The 16,642-nt window shown below is 69.7% G+C and carries 15 protein-coding genes and 1 pseudogene; 6 read left to right on the top strand and 10 right to left on the bottom strand.

The genetic code is table 11. The features are described from left to right. Positions 1 to 96 precede the first annotated feature (96 nt). Positions 97 to 351 carry a hypothetical protein gene (locus IEZ15_RS45575; protein ID WP_373302696.1) on the bottom strand — a complete coding sequence of 85 codons (255 nt, stop codon included), beginning with the start codon at positions 349 to 351 and terminating at the stop codon, positions 97 to 99. Here IEZ15_RS45575 and IEZ15_RS47365 point away from each other — a divergent pair. The 5 genes and pseudogenes from IEZ15_RS47365 to IEZ15_RS35905 all read left to right on the top strand — a co-directional run bounded on the left by IEZ15_RS47365 (position 259) and on the right by IEZ15_RS35905 (position 5,833). Continuing rightward, positions 259 to 974 (top strand): annotated as a pseudogene (locus IEZ15_RS47365) (class I SAM-dependent methyltransferase). The gene IEZ15_RS45575 and the pseudogene IEZ15_RS47365 overlap by 93 nt on opposite strands. Before the next feature lie 72 nt (positions 975 to 1,046). Further along, the gene (locus IEZ15_RS35920; RefSeq protein ID WP_114245120.1) at positions 1,047 to 1,451 is read left to right on the top strand and encodes a PLD nuclease N-terminal domain-containing protein; all 405 of its coding nucleotides are present in this window, start codon (positions 1,047 to 1,049) and stop codon (positions 1,449 to 1,451) included. A 126-nt stretch (positions 1,452 to 1,577) separates the two neighbouring features. Beyond that, positions 1,578 to 2,006 carry a nucleoside deaminase gene (locus IEZ15_RS35915; protein ID WP_189281090.1) on the top strand — a complete coding sequence of 143 codons (429 nt, stop codon included), beginning with the start codon at positions 1,578 to 1,580 and terminating at the stop codon, positions 2,004 to 2,006. A 115-nt stretch (positions 2,007 to 2,121) separates the two neighbouring features. Then, positions 2,122 to 4,275 (top strand): hypothetical protein, encoded by a 2,154-nt coding sequence (locus IEZ15_RS35910; protein WP_229846336.1) that lies wholly within the window; start codon positions 2,122 to 2,124, stop codon positions 4,273 to 4,275. Continuing rightward, complete coding sequence (locus IEZ15_RS35905; RefSeq protein WP_189281078.1) at positions 4,268 to 5,833, top strand: type 1 periplasmic-binding domain-containing protein; 1,566 nt, start codon at positions 4,268 to 4,270, stop codon at positions 5,831 to 5,833. Before IEZ15_RS35910 ends, IEZ15_RS35905 begins: the two co-directional genes overlap by 8 nt. 7 nt (positions 5,834 to 5,840) lie before the next feature. Here IEZ15_RS35905 and IEZ15_RS35900 read toward each other — a convergent pair whose 3' ends face one another. The 8 genes from IEZ15_RS35900 to hemL all read right to left on the bottom strand — a co-directional run bounded on the left by IEZ15_RS35900 (position 5,841) and on the right by hemL (position 14,354). Further along, positions 5,841 to 6,368: an SRPBCC domain-containing protein gene (locus IEZ15_RS35900; protein WP_114245122.1), complete on the bottom strand. Its 528-nt coding sequence runs from the start codon at positions 6,366 to 6,368 to the stop codon at positions 5,841 to 5,843. Positions 6,369 to 6,422: 54 nt separating this feature from the next. Further along, positions 6,423 to 7,517, bottom strand: a complete 1,095-nt coding sequence (gene ccsB, locus IEZ15_RS35895; RefSeq protein ID WP_189281077.1) for a c-type cytochrome biogenesis protein CcsB — start codon at positions 7,515 to 7,517, stop codon at positions 6,423 to 6,425. Beyond that, on the bottom strand, positions 7,514 to 9,289 hold the full coding sequence (gene resB / locus IEZ15_RS35890) for a cytochrome c biogenesis protein ResB (RefSeq protein WP_114245124.1): 1,776 nt from the start codon (positions 9,287 to 9,289) through the stop codon (positions 7,514 to 7,516). The genes ccsB and resB overlap by 4 nt, the downstream gene beginning before the upstream one ends. Positions 9,290 to 9,294: 5 nt before the next feature. Beyond that, the gene (locus IEZ15_RS35885) at positions 9,295 to 10,059 is read right to left on the bottom strand and encodes a cytochrome c biogenesis CcdA family protein (RefSeq protein WP_189281076.1); all 765 of its coding nucleotides are present in this window, start codon (positions 10,057 to 10,059) and stop codon (positions 9,295 to 9,297) included. Positions 10,060 to 10,063: 4 nt separating this feature from the next. Beyond that, entirely contained in the window at positions 10,064 to 10,675 is a 612-nt protein-coding gene (locus IEZ15_RS35880; RefSeq protein WP_189281075.1) for a TlpA family protein disulfide reductase, read from the bottom strand. Positions 10,676 to 10,742: 67 nt separating this feature from the next. Further along, positions 10,743 to 11,996 (bottom strand): hypothetical protein, encoded by a 1,254-nt coding sequence (locus IEZ15_RS35875; RefSeq protein ID WP_189281074.1) that lies wholly within the window; start codon positions 11,994 to 11,996, stop codon positions 10,743 to 10,745. Positions 11,997 to 12,348: 352 nt separating this feature from the next. Next, positions 12,349 to 13,041: a histidine phosphatase family protein gene (locus IEZ15_RS35870; RefSeq protein WP_114245128.1), complete on the bottom strand. Its 693-nt coding sequence runs from the start codon at positions 13,039 to 13,041 to the stop codon at positions 12,349 to 12,351. After that, positions 13,038 to 14,354 carry a glutamate-1-semialdehyde 2,1-aminomutase gene (gene hemL, locus IEZ15_RS35865; RefSeq protein ID WP_373302695.1) on the bottom strand — a complete coding sequence of 439 codons (1,317 nt, stop codon included), beginning with the start codon at positions 14,352 to 14,354 and terminating at the stop codon, positions 13,038 to 13,040. Before hemL ends, IEZ15_RS35870 begins: the two co-directional genes overlap by 4 nt. Positions 14,355 to 14,483: 129 nt before the next feature. Here hemL and IEZ15_RS35860 point away from each other — a divergent pair, with 129 nt between their 5' ends. Beyond that, complete coding sequence (locus tag IEZ15_RS35860) at positions 14,484 to 15,074, top strand: hypothetical protein (RefSeq protein ID WP_189281072.1); 591 nt, start codon at positions 14,484 to 14,486, stop codon at positions 15,072 to 15,074. 275 nt (positions 15,075 to 15,349) lie between these two features. Here IEZ15_RS35860 and IEZ15_RS35855 read toward each other — a convergent pair whose 3' ends face one another. Continuing rightward, on the bottom strand, positions 15,350 to 16,612 hold the full coding sequence (locus IEZ15_RS35855; protein ID WP_373302694.1) for a mannosyltransferase family protein: 1,263 nt from the start codon (positions 16,610 to 16,612) through the stop codon (positions 15,350 to 15,352). Positions 16,613 to 16,642: the final 30 nt, after the last annotated feature.

The following is a 16,642-nucleotide window of genomic DNA, read 5'->3' as shown; positions in this document are numbered from 1 at the left end:
CCGCCCGAACCTGAGGCTCCCCTGTGGTTCAACCGCAGCCGCCTGGTCACCCCGTAACCATCAACGCCGGAAGGCTCCGCGCGGCATACAGGGCGCTTACGGCCTGCGAACATCGTCGGACTCCACGCCGCGTTCCGCCGAAAGGCCCTGCTGGAGCCGTCCGCCCCGGCTCTCGGCGATCCGAAGCGCATCGGTCAGGCACTCGGCCACCCGGACCGCAGCAAAACGGAGTTCTGTCACTGTCGCACCGGCGGCGTCCTGGAGACGGTCCGCACCCAGGAGCTCCTGCGCCGCCGTCTCCCGCCCGCACCGGCATCCGTGCTCGACGTCGGCGGCGGGCCCGGGACGCACGCCCGGTGGCTCGCCGAGGACGGCTACCGGGTGCACCTCGTGGACCCGGTACCGCGCCACATCGCAGAGGCCGAGGCCTCTGGATGCAGCGTCGAACCGGGGGACGCGCGAGCCCTGAGCGCCCGGGACGACTCGTACGACGTGGCTCTGCTCCTCGGCCCGCTGTACCACCTCGTCGACGCCGCCGACCGCAAAACCGCCCTCGCCGAGGCCGCCGGGTGGTCCGGCCCGGCGGCCTCGTCGCCGCGGCGGGCATCAACCGGTACGCCTCGCTGTTCGAGCACACCGCCTTTGCCCACCTCGACCGCCCGGCCCTCCAGGACGGCATCGGCCGCATCCTGGCGACCGGTTCGCACGACGGGAAGGAGGGATTCACCGAAGCGCACTTCCACACCGATCCCGAGCTGGAGGCGGAAATGCGCGAGGCCGGCTTCACCGACACCCGGGTGTACGGCGTCGAGGGCCCCGTCCGGGCGCTGCTGAAAGCGACCGAGCAGCACACCGGTGAGTCACTCACCGGATCATGGATGTTCGCCTCCGCGCCGGCCGCGGCCCGCATGGCGGAGCCGTACCCCGACCTGCTCGCCGCCAGTTCCCACCTGCTCGCCGTGGGACGTAATTGACACCGGCTACTCTGGGCCCGTCACCGGGGCCGGACAAGCCCCGCCAACTCTCCGCAGGGGGACCTTTCCATCATGTTCCGGGCCCTGATCTATCTCCTGCCTCTGGCGCTGACGATCTACGCGTTCATCGACTGCCTGAACACCCCCGAGGACGAGGCCAAGCACCTGCCGAAGATCGCCTGGGTCTTCATCATCCTGCTGTTCTGGATCGTGGGCCCGATCGTCTGGCTGGCCGCGGGCAAGATGCGCCAGGTGCCCGCCGGGGGCCGTACGCCGTCCGAATGGCACCGCAATCACCGCTCGCAGTGGGTGGCGCCGGACGACAATCCGGAGTTCCTGAAGGCGCTGAAGGAAGAGAACAAGAAGGACGAGTCGCTCCTCAAGGACTGGGAGGCGGATCTGCGCCGCCGCGAGGAGGAGCTCAAGCGTCGCGAGAGCGGGGCGGGGCCGGAGGAGTCGGCGCCACCCGCTTCGTAATCGCGAAGGGCCGGCCGGCGCTTGTCGGCGGCCCGTGCATGTCGTTGGACACGCTGCGGCCGTCGTGGGTGCCGGGAATCCGCTGTCCACACGGTGGAGAGTGGGCGCGTGAACGACTACCGCGCCATGCTCGCCGCCGCCCTCGCCGAGGCCCGTGCCGGGCTCGCCGAGGGCGGCATCCCCATCGGTGCCGCGCTCTACGGGCCGGACGGCAGCCTCCTCGGCCGCGGCCACAACCGCCGCGTCCAGGACGGCGATCCGTCCATGCACGCGGAGACGGCGGCGTTCCGAGCGGCCGGACGGCAGCGCTCGTACCGGGGCACGACGATGGTGACGACGCTCTCCCCGTGCTGGTACTGCTGCGGTCTCGTGCGGCAGTTCGGGATCTCGCGGGTGGTGATCGGCGAGGCGGAGACCTATCCCGGCGGACACGACTGGCTGGCCCGGCACGGGGTGGGGATCGTGCTGCTCGACGATGCCGAATGCGTCGCACTCATGCGGGACTTCGTACGGGAGCATCCCGACGTGTGGAACGAGGACATCGGCGCCGACTGATTTACGGCCCCGCGTTCCCGATCGTTCGAAATTCTTCACCCTGCTCCAACACCCTGCCGATATCCTTGTGTTGACGGTGTGACAGTTCGGGTGGGGCATCGGCGCTGGGGGTGCTGTGGAGAGAGAGCTGTACGGGCGCGAGGCGATCTTCGGCAACGACGGACTTGCGGCGCGTCTGACAGGTCTCACTCCGTACGGCTCCGCCCGGGTCGCCTACGAGCACCGTGACGATCCGCCGGTCGCCGTGCTGACCGGCGGCCGCGGCATGGGCAAGACGGCCGCGCTCAAACAACTGCGTCATCTGTACCGGGAGATCACTCCGGTGGCCCTGGTCGACTGCGAGGCCGTCGCGCCGCCCGCGGACCCGGGCCCCGGCTGGACTCCGGTCACCGGGGCGCTGCCGGAGCTCGCCACCCAGCTGACGGCGAAGGTGCGTGCCGCGCGGCCGGTGCAGTTTCCCCGGCTGAGTCTCGGGCTCGTGGCGGTCGCCTCGATCTCCTGGACACGGGAGGACGAGACGCGGGCACAGCGGGATCTGCAGTCGCTCGGCCCGGTGCTGGCGACCGTCGACACCCGTGGGGACGCGGCGACGGGCTGGGTCACCAAGGTGCTGACGAAGCTGGCCGCGAGTGCCTTCGACTCGGTGGTCCCGCTGGCCGGGATGGTCGCCGAGGCCACGATCGAGACGGTGCTGGAGGAGACGTTCAGCCGGTTCCAGCGGCGTTCGGCGGACTGGTACGGGAGTTATCCGCACGCGGGCGGCAACGGCCGGATCGGGCTGCGGCAGCTGGCGGTCGATTTCGAGCGCGGCGGCGATCTGCGCCGCCGGGCCGAGGACCATCTGGTGCTCGCACTGGTCGCGGATCTGGTGCGGGCGTACGGGGGTCTGGCGCGGGGTGCCCGCCGGGGCCGTCCTGTGCTCCTGCTGGACAACGCGCACACGTTGCTGGGCCGGCAGCTGGTCGAGCCGGTGCTGCGGCAGCGGGCCTCCGGGGTGCGCGATCAGATCGCCCTGTTCGCCTCCTCGCGCGCCCGTGACCATGAGGGGCTGAGCCATGCGGTGCGCCGGCGGCTGCCCGAGGTGGCGCACGGCTCGCACTGGGTCCGCGGTTCGGAGGTGACGTCCGGGATTCTGGCCGTGGAGCTCACCGCGCTGAGCCCGGCGCACGTACAGGCGGCGTTCGACCGGCACGATCCGGTGGGCCGCACCCCGGCCGGGCTGGCACGTGGGGTGCACCGGCTGACGGGTGGGCGCCCGCTGGGTGTGGCGCTGTTGGCGCAGGCGGCGGGCGAGGCGCTGGTGCCGGGAGCGTCGCAGCCGGGCTCTCTGGTGCCGGGGGCGCTGCTGGGCCGCACGGTGGAGCTGCGTGAGGGCCGGGCGCCGGTGCGGGTCGCGGACGAGCTGTTGGCTCAGCTGCTGCCTGGGCAGCAGCTCGACGTACTGAGTGTGCTGGCCGCCGCGCACTCAGAGGACTCGGCGCGGCTGCTGGCCACGGCCCGGCTGCGCGGCCGGTCGCTGGACGGCGATGTGGCGCTGCAGGTGCGGGACATGCTGCGGGCCCAGGACTGGCCGGTCGGCCCCGAGTACTTCGTCGCCGATCCGCTGCTGCGTGCGCTGCTGCTGCACCGGCTGCGGTTCCAGGACGACGACCATCCGTACTACGCGGTGTGGCGTGCGGTGCACGAGACGCTGCGCACGGCGTACGCGCCCGGGGGCCGCTGCCCGAGCGTCCCGCACCGGCTGCACCAGGAGCTGGTGCTGGGCAGGACGAGAGACTGCGTGACGCATCTGCGGGAGCGGTTCACCGACGGGGATGTCACCGCCTGGCTCGGCTCGTTGCGGTTCATCGCCTCGGCCCCGTATCCGCGTCCGCCCGGTCACGCCGGCCCCGATCCGCGGCGGGCGGTCGCGCTCGGCCGCGAGGCGGCCGGTTCGCTGCCGGACGGGGAGACGGGGCTCGCGGGGCTCGGCGAGCGGGCCGTGGAGCTCCAGTTGCAGCTGCGCCGGCTGCTGCACGCGGTATGGCTGCTGTCCGATCCACTGGCTGTGCCGGACGAAGAGGTGATCGACAAAATGGCGCACGAACTGCGACAACTGTCCGGCAGGCATCCGACGGGCAACAGCGTGCTGTGGGACGCGGCGACGCACTGGCCGCGGGACATCAGGGCCTGGCGGCCGCTGTCCATGCCGCCGGGATCGTCGGACACGGGCGGACCGGGCACGGGCGGAAGCGGGCAGAGGCGGGGGAACGGTGGCTCGGATGCGTAATCCACTGCGTTATCACGTCTGGTACACGGCAAGGCAGAAGGTGGTCACCACGGTGGTGGTCGGCGCCCTGGTCGTCACGTCCGGCTGGTACGGCATAGGCCGGCTCACCGCCCCCGAGGACCGCTCGTGCGCGAAGGGTGTCGAGCGGCCGCAGGGCAGCGACGAATGCATAGGCGTCTCCGGCGACGGCTACGACTTCGGGCGGCCGAAGCTGACCGAGGTCGCCGCGGCCATCGCCCGGGAGAACAACACCCTGAAGCCCGGCCGGTACGCGACGGTCGCGCTGCTGCTGCCGCTGACGTCGACGGACGAAGCCATGCAGACGAAGATGCAGCGCGAGCTGCAGGGCGCGTTCGCCGAGCAGTACCGGGCCAACCATCTGTCGAACGAGCAGGTGCCGGGGATCCGGCTGGTTCTCGCCAACACGGGGAAGAACAACCTGCTGTGGCAGCCGACGGTGGACCGGCTGAAGAAGATGACCGGGGCCCCGGACCATCTGCGGGCCGTGTCGGGGGTCGCCACCAGCAGTACGCAGGTCAGGTCGGCGGTCAAGGAGCTGACCGCCGCGCACATCGCGGTCGTCGGTACCACGATCACCGCCGACGACATCGCCAACAGCCCTGGCGGCGACCCGTTCCCCGGTCTGGCGCGGGTGTCGCCGACGAACCGGGACGAGGCGCGGGCGCTGGCGCACTTCGGGAAGGTGAAGGCGGACAAGGCGCTGCTGGTGCAGGACACCCGCACCGGGGACCACTACACGGACACGCTGCGGGCGGCGTTCACCTCGCTGGTGAAGGGCACGCAGTACGAGCCGCAGCTGTTCACCTCGCGCAAGGACCCCAACGACGAGGGCACCACGGCCAACACGTTCCAGCAGATCACACACCTCATCTGCGACACGGACGCGGAGACGGTGTTCTTCGCCGGACGCCACACCCAGCTGCGGCAGTTCATCAACGCGCTCGGGTCCCGCGGCTGCCAGAGCCGCCCGTTCACGATCCTGACCGGCGACGAGGGCTCGTACCTCGGCAACGACAAGAAGCTGGACCGGGGTGCGCTGCGCCGGAAGGTGACGGTCCGCTACGCCTCGCTGGCGCACCCGGACGCCTGGGCGGTGGCGAAGGAGAAGGGCGGGGCGGCGACGGGCGGTTCCCCGGCGGACTACCGGAGCTTCCTGGACCTGCTGGCCACGGTGGCGAAGAAGCCCGTGGGCCCGATCGGTCCGACCGGTCACCAGGAGCTGACCGACGGCCAGGTCATCATCGCGTACGACGCGATGTCGCTGGCGGTGCACGGCATCCGGCAGGCGACCGGGGAAGGCAAGCAACTTCCGCAGCCCGCGGACGTGGGTGAGCAGTGGCCGCGGGTGAAGGGTTCGCTGCGGGTGTCGGGGGCCAGTGGCTGGATCTGCCTGGACAACCACGGAAACCCGTACAACAAGGCGGTGCCGGTGGTGGAGCTGGCGCCCGAGGACGCCCGTCAGCGGTTCGTGGCGATCGCCTGGCCCGAGCGCACGCCGCCGGACCCGAAGTGCCTGCCGCCGTCCTCGGCACCGTGACGCCGCGTCACCGCTCGGCCGCCGCGTACTCCTCGCGCAGCCCCGCCCACCGGACCGGGGTCCACTTCGACCAGTCGGCGGGGTATCCGTCGAGCGCGTCGACGAGGTAGCGGAAGTGGTCGTGCCAGCCGGCGAGGCAGTCCAGGCGCAGCTCGTCGTCGCCCCGGAACTCGTTGGTGAAGCGCAGCAGCACATGGTCGCCGCGCGGTGGCTCCAGGTGGAAGCGGATGCGGCCGTGGGGTCCTTCGAGGGTGTATTCGGCGACCCGCTCGATGTCCCAGGCGGTGACGGTGCCGGTGGCGACCGTGGCATGCCCGTCCCGGTCGGTGTTCAGCCAGCGCAGCGTGACGGCCCCGCCGATGCGCGGTTCGAACGGGTCGGCGCAGGCGAGCCAGCCGGGCAGCCCCTCGGAACTGGCAACGGCTGCCCACACCCGTGGGACGGGGTGGGGCAGCCGTAGCGTGAACCGCAGGATGTGCCGGTCACCATGGGTTTCGCTGGTGCCACGCTCGATGACGGGGGTCGCATCGGTCATGGTTCCAGCGTGGCCCGGTGGTGCGGGATCCGCACCCGTACGGGATGGGGCCGGTCAGACGCCCGCGTAGGAGTGCTTGCCGGTGACGAAGATGTTCACGCCGTAGTAGTTGAAGAGCCAGCAGCCGAACGCGATCAGTGCCAGGTAGGCGGCCTTGCGGCCCTTCCAGCCTGCGGTGGCGCGGGCGTGCAGGTAGCAGGCGTACGCGACCCAGGTGATGAAGGACCAGACCTCCTTGGGGTCCCAGCCCCAGTAGCGGCCCCATGCATCGCCCGCCCAGATGGCACCCGCGATGATCGTGAACGTCCACAGCGGGAAGACCGCGGCGTTGATGCGGTACGAGAACTTGTCGAGCGAGGCGGCGGCGGGCAGCCGGGAGAGCACGGACCGGGCGAACGAACCGGGCTGCCCGCCATTGGCGAGCTTGTTCTCGTAGCTGTCGCGGAAGAGGTAGAGCAGGGTGCCGACCGCGCCGATGTAGAAGACGGCGCCGCAGAGGATGGCGGTGGAGACGTGGATCCAGAGCCAGTACGAGTGCAGTGCGGGCACCAGCTGGTCGCTGTCGGTGTAGAGCCACGTGGTCGCGATACCCAGGTCCAGCAGGACGGTGGTGACCAGGAGCAGCCCCATCCAGCGGACGTTCTTCTTCAGCGCGAGGAGGGTCAGGTACGCGGCGACCGCCACCGTGGAGAAGGTGATGGAGAACTCGTACATGTTGCCCCAGGGGGCACGCTGCACGGACAGCGCGCGGGCGATGACGCCGCTGGCCTGCACGAGGAAGGCGAGCACGGTCATGGAGACCGCCATGCGTCCGTACAGGTCGCCCTTGAAGGTGCCACCGGCCGCGCCGGGCCCGTCCGGGACGTCTCGGGTACCGGCCGCGGAGCGCGTGATGATCTTCGGGCGGTCCAGTACGGCGGTGCCGCCGCCCTTCTGCGCGACCTGCACCTTCGCCGACGCCCCGGCGCCCTCGGCCCCGGCCTCGGCCTCGGTCAGGGCGGCCGCGGTGCGGCCGACCTTGCTGCGGCTGCCGAACACCCACTCCGCGATGTGCGCGAAGAAGGCCAGGGTGTAGACGGCCATCGACGAATAGATCAGCACATTGCTGGTGTGCGCCAGGTTCTCGTTGGTTGCGGCGGCGAGATTCACTTCTCAGCCCCTTCGGCAGGTTCTACGGAGGATTCTTCGACGGAGCCGGCATCGGATCCGGGGTCGGTGTCAGGGCCGGGCGCTGTGGGCGCCACGGCATTGAGCGTGACCGCGAGATCGGCCAGCTCCTCGGGAAGCTTCGCGGACTCGCTGCGGCCGAGACCCGCCATTTCGACGACGGTGACGCCGTCCGCACCGCGCACGGCCCGCACCCAGATGCGGCGCCGCTGGATGAACAGCGAGCCCGCGAGTCCGGCGATCGCGGCGATGGCGCCGGTGAGCGCCCAGCCGCTGGCGGGCTGCTCGGAGATCTGGAAGCTGGCCCACTCCTCGACGCCCTCGAAGGTGATCGAACCGGCGCCGTCGGGCAGCTTCATCGTGTCGCCGACGGCCAGCCGCTGCTTGAGCTGCTTGCCCTTGCTGTCCTTGAACTCCGTCATCTTGGACTTGTCGAGCTGGTACACGTTCTGCGCCAGCCCGGAGTCGGGCCCGAGGTAGCCGTGGTAGCCGTTGAGGGCGAGCCGCGGATTGTCGGCGGCGGGGAACTGGGAGAACATCGTGCCCTGGTTCTCGCCCGCGAAGCTCGGCACGAAGAAAGCCTGGAAGCCCAGCTGGGTCTTCTTGCCGTTCTTGTCGCGGTAGCCGTCCAGCACCTTGATCGCCCCGGTCGAGGTGACGTTGTTGTCGATGGGCAGCAGCGGCACGGCGTTGCGGTAGACCACCTTGCCGCTCGCGTCCTTGACGGAGACGACGGGCGCGTAGCCGTGCGCGTTCAGATAGACCTTGGTGCCGTCGATGACGAGGGGCTCGTTGACCTTGATGACGGTCTTCTGCGGCTTGCCGTACGCGCCCTTCTCGTACGTCACATGGGCCTCGTAGGTCCGGGGCGTACCGATCTGGGGGCCGCTGCGCTCGTACGTACCGATGAACTTGTCGAGCTTGAAGCTGAACGGGGCGAGCGAGTCGCTGTCGAACATCGAACCCGGCTTGAAGTCGTCGTACTGCGTCAGCGTGTTGGAGAAGCCGTCGCCCTCGACGATCAGCTTGCCGCCCTCGGACTTGAAGAGCTGTCCCCAGGCGAACGCCACCAGCATCACGATCAGGGCGACATGGAAGACCAGGTTCCCGGCCTCGCGCAGATAGCCCTTCTCCGCGGCGACCGCGTCCCCCGCAGTATGCGCGCGGTAGCGCCGCCGCCGCATCATGGCGAGTGCGGCCTCGCGGACCTGCTCGGGCTCGGCCTCGGTGCGCCAGGTGGTGTACGCGGGCAGCCTGGTCAGGCGCTTGGGGGCGCCCGGCGGCCGGCTGCGCAGCTGGCCGATGAACTGGCCGGTGCGCGGCACGATGCAGCCGATGAGCGAGATGAACAGCAGGATGTAGATCGCGGAGAACCACACCGAGCTGTAGACGTCGAAGAACTGGAGCTTCTCGTAGATCGGCGAGACAGCGGTGTGGGCCTTCTTGAAGGTCTCCACCTTCAGCTCGTCCACGCTGTTCTGCGGGATCAGCGAGCCGGGGATGGCGCCGAGCGACAGCAGGAAGAGCAGGATCAGCGCGACCCGCATCGAGGTGAGCTGCCGCCAGAACCAGCGGGCCCAGCCGATGACGCCCATGGCCGGCAGGTTGGCCACGCTCTCCTCGCGCGGGGCGGTGGAGAGCTGGGAGCCGGCCGCACCGAGTTCGCGGGCGTTCTCCCGGTCCCGCTCGTCCTGGCGCTCGCGCTCGTCCCGGTGCTCGCGCTCCGGGGCCGGGTTGGACTTGGTGTTGCTCATGGAACTCAGATCCCCACAGTGAAGCCGTTGGACCAGCCCTGCAATTCCTGCATCATGGTGTCCCAGACGCCGGTCAGCAGGAGCAGCCCGGTCGCGATCATCATGACGCCGCCGATCCGCATGACCCATGCATAGTGGCGCTTGACCCAGCCGAAGGCGCCGAGCGCCTTGCGGAAGGCGACCGCCGCGAGGACGAAGGGCAGACCGAGCCCGAGGCAGTACGCGACGGTCAGTATGGCCCCGCGTCCGGCGGTGCCCTGGTCCATCGCGAGGATGCTCACCGAACTGAGCGTCGGGCCGAGGCACGGGGTCCAGCCGATCCCGAAGAGGGCGCCCAGCAGCGGCGCGCCCGCCAGCCCGGTCACCGGCCTCCTGTGGATACGGAACTCGCGCTGCGTCATCCAGGGCATCAGGCCCATGAAGAAGATCCCCATCAGGATCATCAGCACGCCGAGGATCTTGGTGAGGATCCCGCTCTGCTCCTGGAGGGTCTGGCCGAAGAAGCCGAAGAGCGCGCCGCCGGAGACGAACACGGCGGTGAAACCGAGCACGAAGAGCGAGGCGCCCGCGACCATCCGCCCCCGCTTGGCCTGCGCCAGGTCCGTGCCGCTGACCCCGGTGACGTAACTGAGGTAACCGGGAACGAGCGGCAGGACGCACGGCGAGAAGAACGAGACGAGCCCGGCGAGTACGGCGACGGGCAGGGCGACGATCAGCGCCCCGTTCTCGATGGTCAGGTTCTCGCCCTGGACCGCGGCAAGAGTGAGCACGGAATCACTTCTCCGCGATCAGCGGGTCGATCATCTTGTGCAGCTTGTCGGAGTCGAGCCCGGTCAGGGAACGGGCGGCGATCTTCCCGTCCCGGTCGAGCACCACGGTCGACGGAATGGCCTGCGGACGCAGCGTGCCCTTGGGGAAGCGGAGCATGAGCTTGCCGGTCGGGTCGAAGAGGCTCGGGTAGGGGACCCCGTAGTCCTTCTCGAAGCTCACCGCGGGGCCCTTCTTGGCGTCGCGCGTGTTGATCCCGACGAACTGGACGCCCTGGTCCTTCGTCTCCTTCGCCACCCTCGCGAAGTACTGGGCCTCCAGACGGCAGGGTCCGCACCACGAGCCCCACATGTTCAGCACGACGACCTTGCCCTTGTAGTCGGCGACGTCGAGCTGCTTGCCGTCGAGGGTCTCGCCGTCCAGCTTCGGGGCGGCCTTGCGGTCACCCTTGGCCACGGTGGCGATTCCGCCACTGCCCGTGACGAAGTTCGTATTGCCACCACCGCCGGCCTTGTTGCCGTCCCCACTGCACGCGGTCAGCGTGAGTGCGAGTGCGACGGCCGCTGCGGGGGCGGCGAGCAGGGTGAAGCGGCGTCGGGGTGCGCGGCCATAGCTCATGTGAAAAGTTTCGCATGGCGGTTCCGGCGATCTCGGGCACCCCCCTCGGTGCCCGTAAAGCCCGTTGTCAGGTCTGTTTAAAGAAGGCGTTCCAGCCGCCTTCGGGAGACTGTCCGACTCCCAGCGTACGGAGCTTGTCGAGCACGGCCGGGGTCTGGACGTCGAGCCAGTCGACGAACTGCTTGAAGGAGACGAGCCGTACATCCGGCTTGCCCGCGATTTTCTTGAGCGCTTCCTCGACCGCGTCCATATAGATGCCGCCGTTCCACTCCTCGAAGTGGTTTCCGATGTAGAAGGGCGCGCGATTCGTCGTGTACGCACGGTTGAAACCGGCGAGATACGACTGGGCGGCCTGCTTGCGCCAGCCCGGATAACGCGAAGGCACGCCCCTGGTCGAATTCACCGACTGGTTGGCGAGGATGTTGTAGTCCATCGAAAGGACTTCGAAGGAGTGCCCCGGGAACGGCATGCCCTGCAGCGGCAGATCCCACACGCCCTGACGCTTCCGGGGCCACACCTGGGTGCCACCGGGCGAGCTGGCGTCGTAGCGCCAGCCGAGCTTGCGCGCCGTGGGCAGCAGATTGTCCTGGCCGAGCAGGCAGGGAGTGCGGCCGCCGACCAGTTCCTTGCGGTAGTCGAAAGGCAGCGGATCGAGGTCGCTCCAGCCGGTGTTGGTGCGCCATTCGGTGACGAAGGAGACCGCCTGATCGATTTCGCTCCGCCACTGGGAGGCCGACCAGTTCGCGACCGATCCGGAACCGCCGCAGAAATGCCCGTTGAAGTGGGTGCCTATCTCATGCCCGTCGAGCCAGGCCTGACGGACGCACTTCAGCGTCTCCTTGATGTGGTCATCGGTGAGATAACCGATGTCGGAAGCACCGATCGGGTTGTTGGGCGGCCGGTACATGGACTTCTTCGACTCGGGCAGCAGATAGAGGCCGGAGAGGAAGAAGGTCATCGACGCTTCATGATCCTTGGCGAGTTCCAGAAAGCGCGGGAACAGCCCGTTGCCGACCTCGCCCGCCCCGTCCCAGGAAAAGATCACGAACTGCGGTGGCGTCTGCCCGGGTTCGAGCGGAACCGGCGCGGAAGGCTGGTGCGGCTGCTTCCCGGTGTCCGCGGTGGAACCATCCCCTATCTCGCGAACGTCCTTCTTCGCGGGCCCGGTCCCCCGGGTGTGCCCGTCGGCGCCCTTGTCCCCCGCGGTCCCCGTCTCAGCACCCGGCCGGCCCGTGCCGGAGGAACCGCACCCCGTCAGACCGATGGCGGCCGCGGCCCCAAGCCCGGTTCCGAGCAGACCCCTTCGGCTGATGTCGCGCATGAGTTCCCCATCTGCGGTCGTTTTGCCTCAAGTCCATACAAACTGGCAAAGGCTTAGATGAGGGAAGCAGCCCAGAGGTTCCGCCGATTAGCATATTTTTCTGTGCGCGACCAGACCTCGGCCTTGACCGAACGCATGACTGAGCGACCTGGACGCGGCGGGAGCAGGGCTCAACCGCCGCCTCGGAGCGCCGGTCCCGTGACAGCAGCAAAAACGCCGGACGGGCGAAAAGATCAAGCCCGTCCGGCGATTGAGAACAAACCGGCAACCGGACGACCGGGGAAACCGGCGGCCCGGGGCCGGGGCTCGGGTGCACTCCACCCCACCCCACACCCCGCCGGCCCCGGGCCGGCTACGCGCCGAACGCCTTCGACTTCCCCTTCACCGGCTTCGCGCCGGCCCGCAGATGCGCCGGCACCAGATCCCGCGCCGGCTCCGTGTACCCGACCGACACGATCTTGTCGCCCTGGTACGTGAAGCTGGTCAGCGAAGCGAGCGTGCACTGCCGCCTGCGCGGGTCGTGCCACAGCCGCCGCCGCTCCACGAAGCTGCGCACGATCCAGATCGGCAGCTGATGGCTGACGCACACCGCCTCGTGCCCGCGCGCCGCGTCACGCGCGGCGTCCAGGGCGCCCATCATCCGTACGACCTGCTCGATGTACGGCTCGCCCCACGACGGCCGGAACGGATTCGTCAGGTGCTTCCAGTTGTCCGGCTTGCGCAGCGCCCCGTCGCCGACCCCGAAGGTCTTGCCCTCGAAGACGTTGGCGGCCTCGATGAGCCGCTCGTCGGTGGCCAGGTCCAGGCCGTGCGTCTTGGCGATCGGTGCGGCCGTCTCCTGGGCGCGCTCCAGCGGGGAGGCGACGACATGGGTGATGTCGCGGCCCTCCAGGTGCTCGGCGACCCGGTCGGCCATCTGCCGGCCGAGCTCGGAGAGGTGGTAGCCGGGGCGGCGCCCGTAGAGCACGCCCTCCGGGTTGTGCACCTCGCCGTGCCGCATCAGATGGACGACGGTGATGTCCTTGCGGCTTCCGTTCTCGCTCATGCGGTGGCCTCCGATGCGGCGCGGGCAGCGGCGGGCAGGGCGGCGGCGATGCGCTCGACGGCCTGCGTGTCGTGGGCGGTGGAGACGAACCAGGACTCGAAGGCGGACGGCGGCAGGTAGACGCCCTGCGACAGCAGCGAGTGGAAGAAGGCGGTGAAGCGGAAAGCTTCCTGCTGCTTCGCGTCCTCGTAGTTCCGCACCGGCCGGTCGGTGAAGAAGACGGAGAACATGTTGCTCGCCGTCTGCACGGTGTGTGCCACACCTTCCTTGGCGAGCGCCTCGCTGACCAGGCCGCGGATCTCCGCGGAGACCGCGTCCACCTTCGCGTACGCGGCGTCGTCGAGCAGCCGCAGCTGGGCGAGACCGGCGGCGGTGGCGACCGGGTTACCGGAGAGGGTGCCCGCCTGGTAGACGGGACCGGCCGGGGCGAGGTGCGCCATCACGTCCGCACGCCCGCCGAAGGCCGCGGCCGGGAAGCCACCACCCATGACCTTGCCGAAGGTCATCAGGTCGGGCCGCACCCCGTCGATGCCGAACCAGCCGGCCTTCGAGGTACGGAAACCGGTCATGACCTCGTCGGAGATGTAGAGCGCACCGCCCGCGGCACAGATCTCCTTGAGCCCGGCGTTGAAACCGTCCAGCGGCGGTACGACGCCCATGTTGCCCGGCGACGCCTCGGTGATCACACAGGCGATCTCACCGGGCTGCGCGGCGAACGCCTCCCGCACGGCGTCCAGGTCGTTGTACGGCAGCACGATCGTGTCGCCGGCCTGCGCACCGGTGACCCCCGGGGTGTCCGGGAGGCCGAAGGTCGCGACCCCGGACCCGGCGGCGGCGAGCAGTGCGTCGACGTGGCCGTGGTAGCAGCCGGCGAACTTCACCACCTTGGGCCGGCCGGTGAACCCGCGGGCGAGACGGATCGCGGACATGGTCGCCTCGGTGCCGGACGACACCAGCCGCACCTGCTCCACGGGCTCGACCCGGGCCACGATCTCCTCGGCGAGCGCGACCTCGCCCTCACCGGGCGTACCGAACGAGGTGCCGCGGGCGACAGCCTCCTGGACTGCGGCGATGACCTCGGGGTGGGAATGGCCGAGGATCATCGGCCCCCACGAGCACACGAGGTCGACATACTCACGGCCGTCGGCATCGGTGAGGTACGGACCGGTACCGGACACCATGAAGCGGGGCGTACCACCCACGGCCCGGAAGGCACGGACGGGAGAGTTCACGCCGCCGGGCGTCACGAGGGACGCGCGGTCGAAAAGCGTCTGCGAAACTGGGGCGTCATAGGGAAAGCTCACACAAGCCATGGTGTCAGAGCCACGGACGGTCTTGCGGACAGGTGTTTCACCGCACGCCCGTGGGGGAGGTCACTGACACGATGATCGGGTTGCGCGGCGGGGGCTGTGTCTCCTAAGTAGTAGTCGGGTGGATGAGATATGCATCGCGGTGGCGGAGTGGGCGAAGGGACCGACGACCTGGGGCCCGAGCCTGCCCGGCGGGGTCGGCACCGGCGTGAGGCGGAACGCAAGCAGGGCATACAGGCCGATGGTGCGCAGGGTGTCGGAGCCGGAAGCAGGAGTGGTGGCCGGGTGGGGGTGACCTACAAGTATTTCGGTGCCCCCGACGGGGCGACCGCGGCACGCGTGCCCATTTCGATGCGCCCCGAGGAGCTCGGCGGCGACGAACTGGGCACGGGCGGCATGTTCACCAAGATCAAGCCGGAGACGGTGGCGGCGATGGTCCTCACCGGCATCCAGGGCATACCCCTGCACAAGGTCCCACCGCTGGAACTGGTCGTACTGCACCCCGACTACGCGGTGGTCAGGCTCCCGATGACGGTCGTCGACCCGCTGCGCGGCGTCGGCGAGGAGACGGTGGGTGCCGCAGCCTTCATCTGGTCCACGGTCCCGGACCGCGGCGGCCCGCGCGACGCGTTCAACGTCTACCAACTGCTGCACCAGTGGCAGGATTTCAGCCATCGTCTGCATGACGCGGGGCATCAGGCGTACTGCCTGGTCTGGCCCTGACCTGGATTTCCATTCAGTACGGACGGCCCTCTGGAGAGCTTGCCCCTTGCCCGGGGGCTGTCCGGGAACGCCCGTCAGGCCGCGTCGCCGATGAACACGTCGAAACGGCGCGGAAGCGACTCGCTCGCGCCGGAGCAGCCCACGATCGGACCACGTCCACCGCAGGCCGGGCCCAGGGACCGGTCCGGCGTCACTTCCGCGGCGCCGGCCGGAGTGCTGAACGCCCGTGCCCGGCCGATGGATTCGGCGTCACCGCAGCTTCCGCGAGGTGTGGGTCAGCCGGCCCATCGTCCGGAGAGGAAGGTGACGGCGAAGACGGTCATCAGGGGTGCCACGATGACGAGGTAGGCGGTCTGGACGCGGGCGTTCCGCAGGCTCCAGGCAGCGAGGCCGGTCCACAGGGGCCACCACAGGAGGGTCGCGCGGGGGATGGACGTGTACCAGTAGGAGGTGCCCAGGGCCCACAGGCTGAGGCCGATGTACACGGCTTCCGGCCAGCGCCGCTGTCGAAGGAGCAGGCCGCACAGGCCGATGCCGACCAGCATGGTGAGGAGTTCCGCCTGGCTCATCAGGGCGTACCCGGTGCTCTGGGAGTGCCCGAAGGCGGCGTGCCAGGTGTTCTGCCAGGCCTCCCAGGGGGCGTGGAAGTCGCGGTACCAGCCGCGTTCCTCGGCGTGTTTCCAGGCCATCCAGTCGCCGGTGTGCGTGTGCAGGTACCAGCTGTAGAGAAACGGCGGGAGGGCCGGCAGGGTCAGCCAGGGAAGACGTCGCCAGTGGCCGGGGGTGCGGGCGGTGACCAGGAAGTGGACCGCGAGAGCCGCAGCGAGGAAGAGACCGCTGACACGGACGGTGGTGGCCAGGCACGTCAGGGCGGCTGCGAGCGGCCAGTTGAGGCGCTGGGCGGCCAGCCAGGCCGGCAGGGCCAGGGCGAGGAAGAGCGCTTCGGTGTAGCCGGCGGCCAGGAAGACCGCGCACGGGGAGAGCAGGAAGAACAGGACCGCGCGCCGGCCCGCGTTGTCCTGTGGCAGGTGCAGCCGGGCGATCCGGGCCAGGGCCAGTACGGCGACGCCTCCGGCAACGAGGGAGATCAGTGCACCGGCAGCGGGCCAGCTCGGGATGACGGTGTGGACGGCCCGCAGCACGAAGGGGAAGCCGGGGAAGAAGGCTTCCCTGTTGTCCCAGCCGGATATCCAGGGGCCGGACCGGCCCGGGAAATAGCCGTCCTGGGCTATGTGCAGGTAGTGCCACCAGTCCCAGCGCTGCCACGGTGAGAAGAACGAGGCGGCGTGGTGACTCTGGCCGTCGTCGGCGAACAGCCAGCGGGTGCAGTAGGCGGTGATCCAGATGCCCGCGCGGGTCAGCAGGTAAAGCCACAGCACCTCGCGGTCGGCGGGCCCCAGCCGGAGGAACAGCCGCCGCAGGAACAGCCGGCCGAAGGATGTCGTGCTCGGCGACGGCGTGTCGCGGGGCGGCCCGGGAGCGGTCCTGGTCCGGGCGGGCAGGCGCTCACGCTGCCGTTGGGGGGACGAAAGGCTCAACAGGATCTCCTGGGTCGAATGTGTGCGCGC

The sequence above is a fragment of the Streptomyces atratus genome (assembly GCF_014648655.1).
In the GTDB taxonomy this organism is placed as follows: domain Bacteria; phylum Actinomycetota; class Actinomycetes; order Streptomycetales; family Streptomycetaceae; genus Streptomyces; species Streptomyces atratus.
The sequence above is the reverse complement of the archived record's forward strand: the minus strand, read 5'-3'. Positions and strand labels throughout refer to the sequence as shown.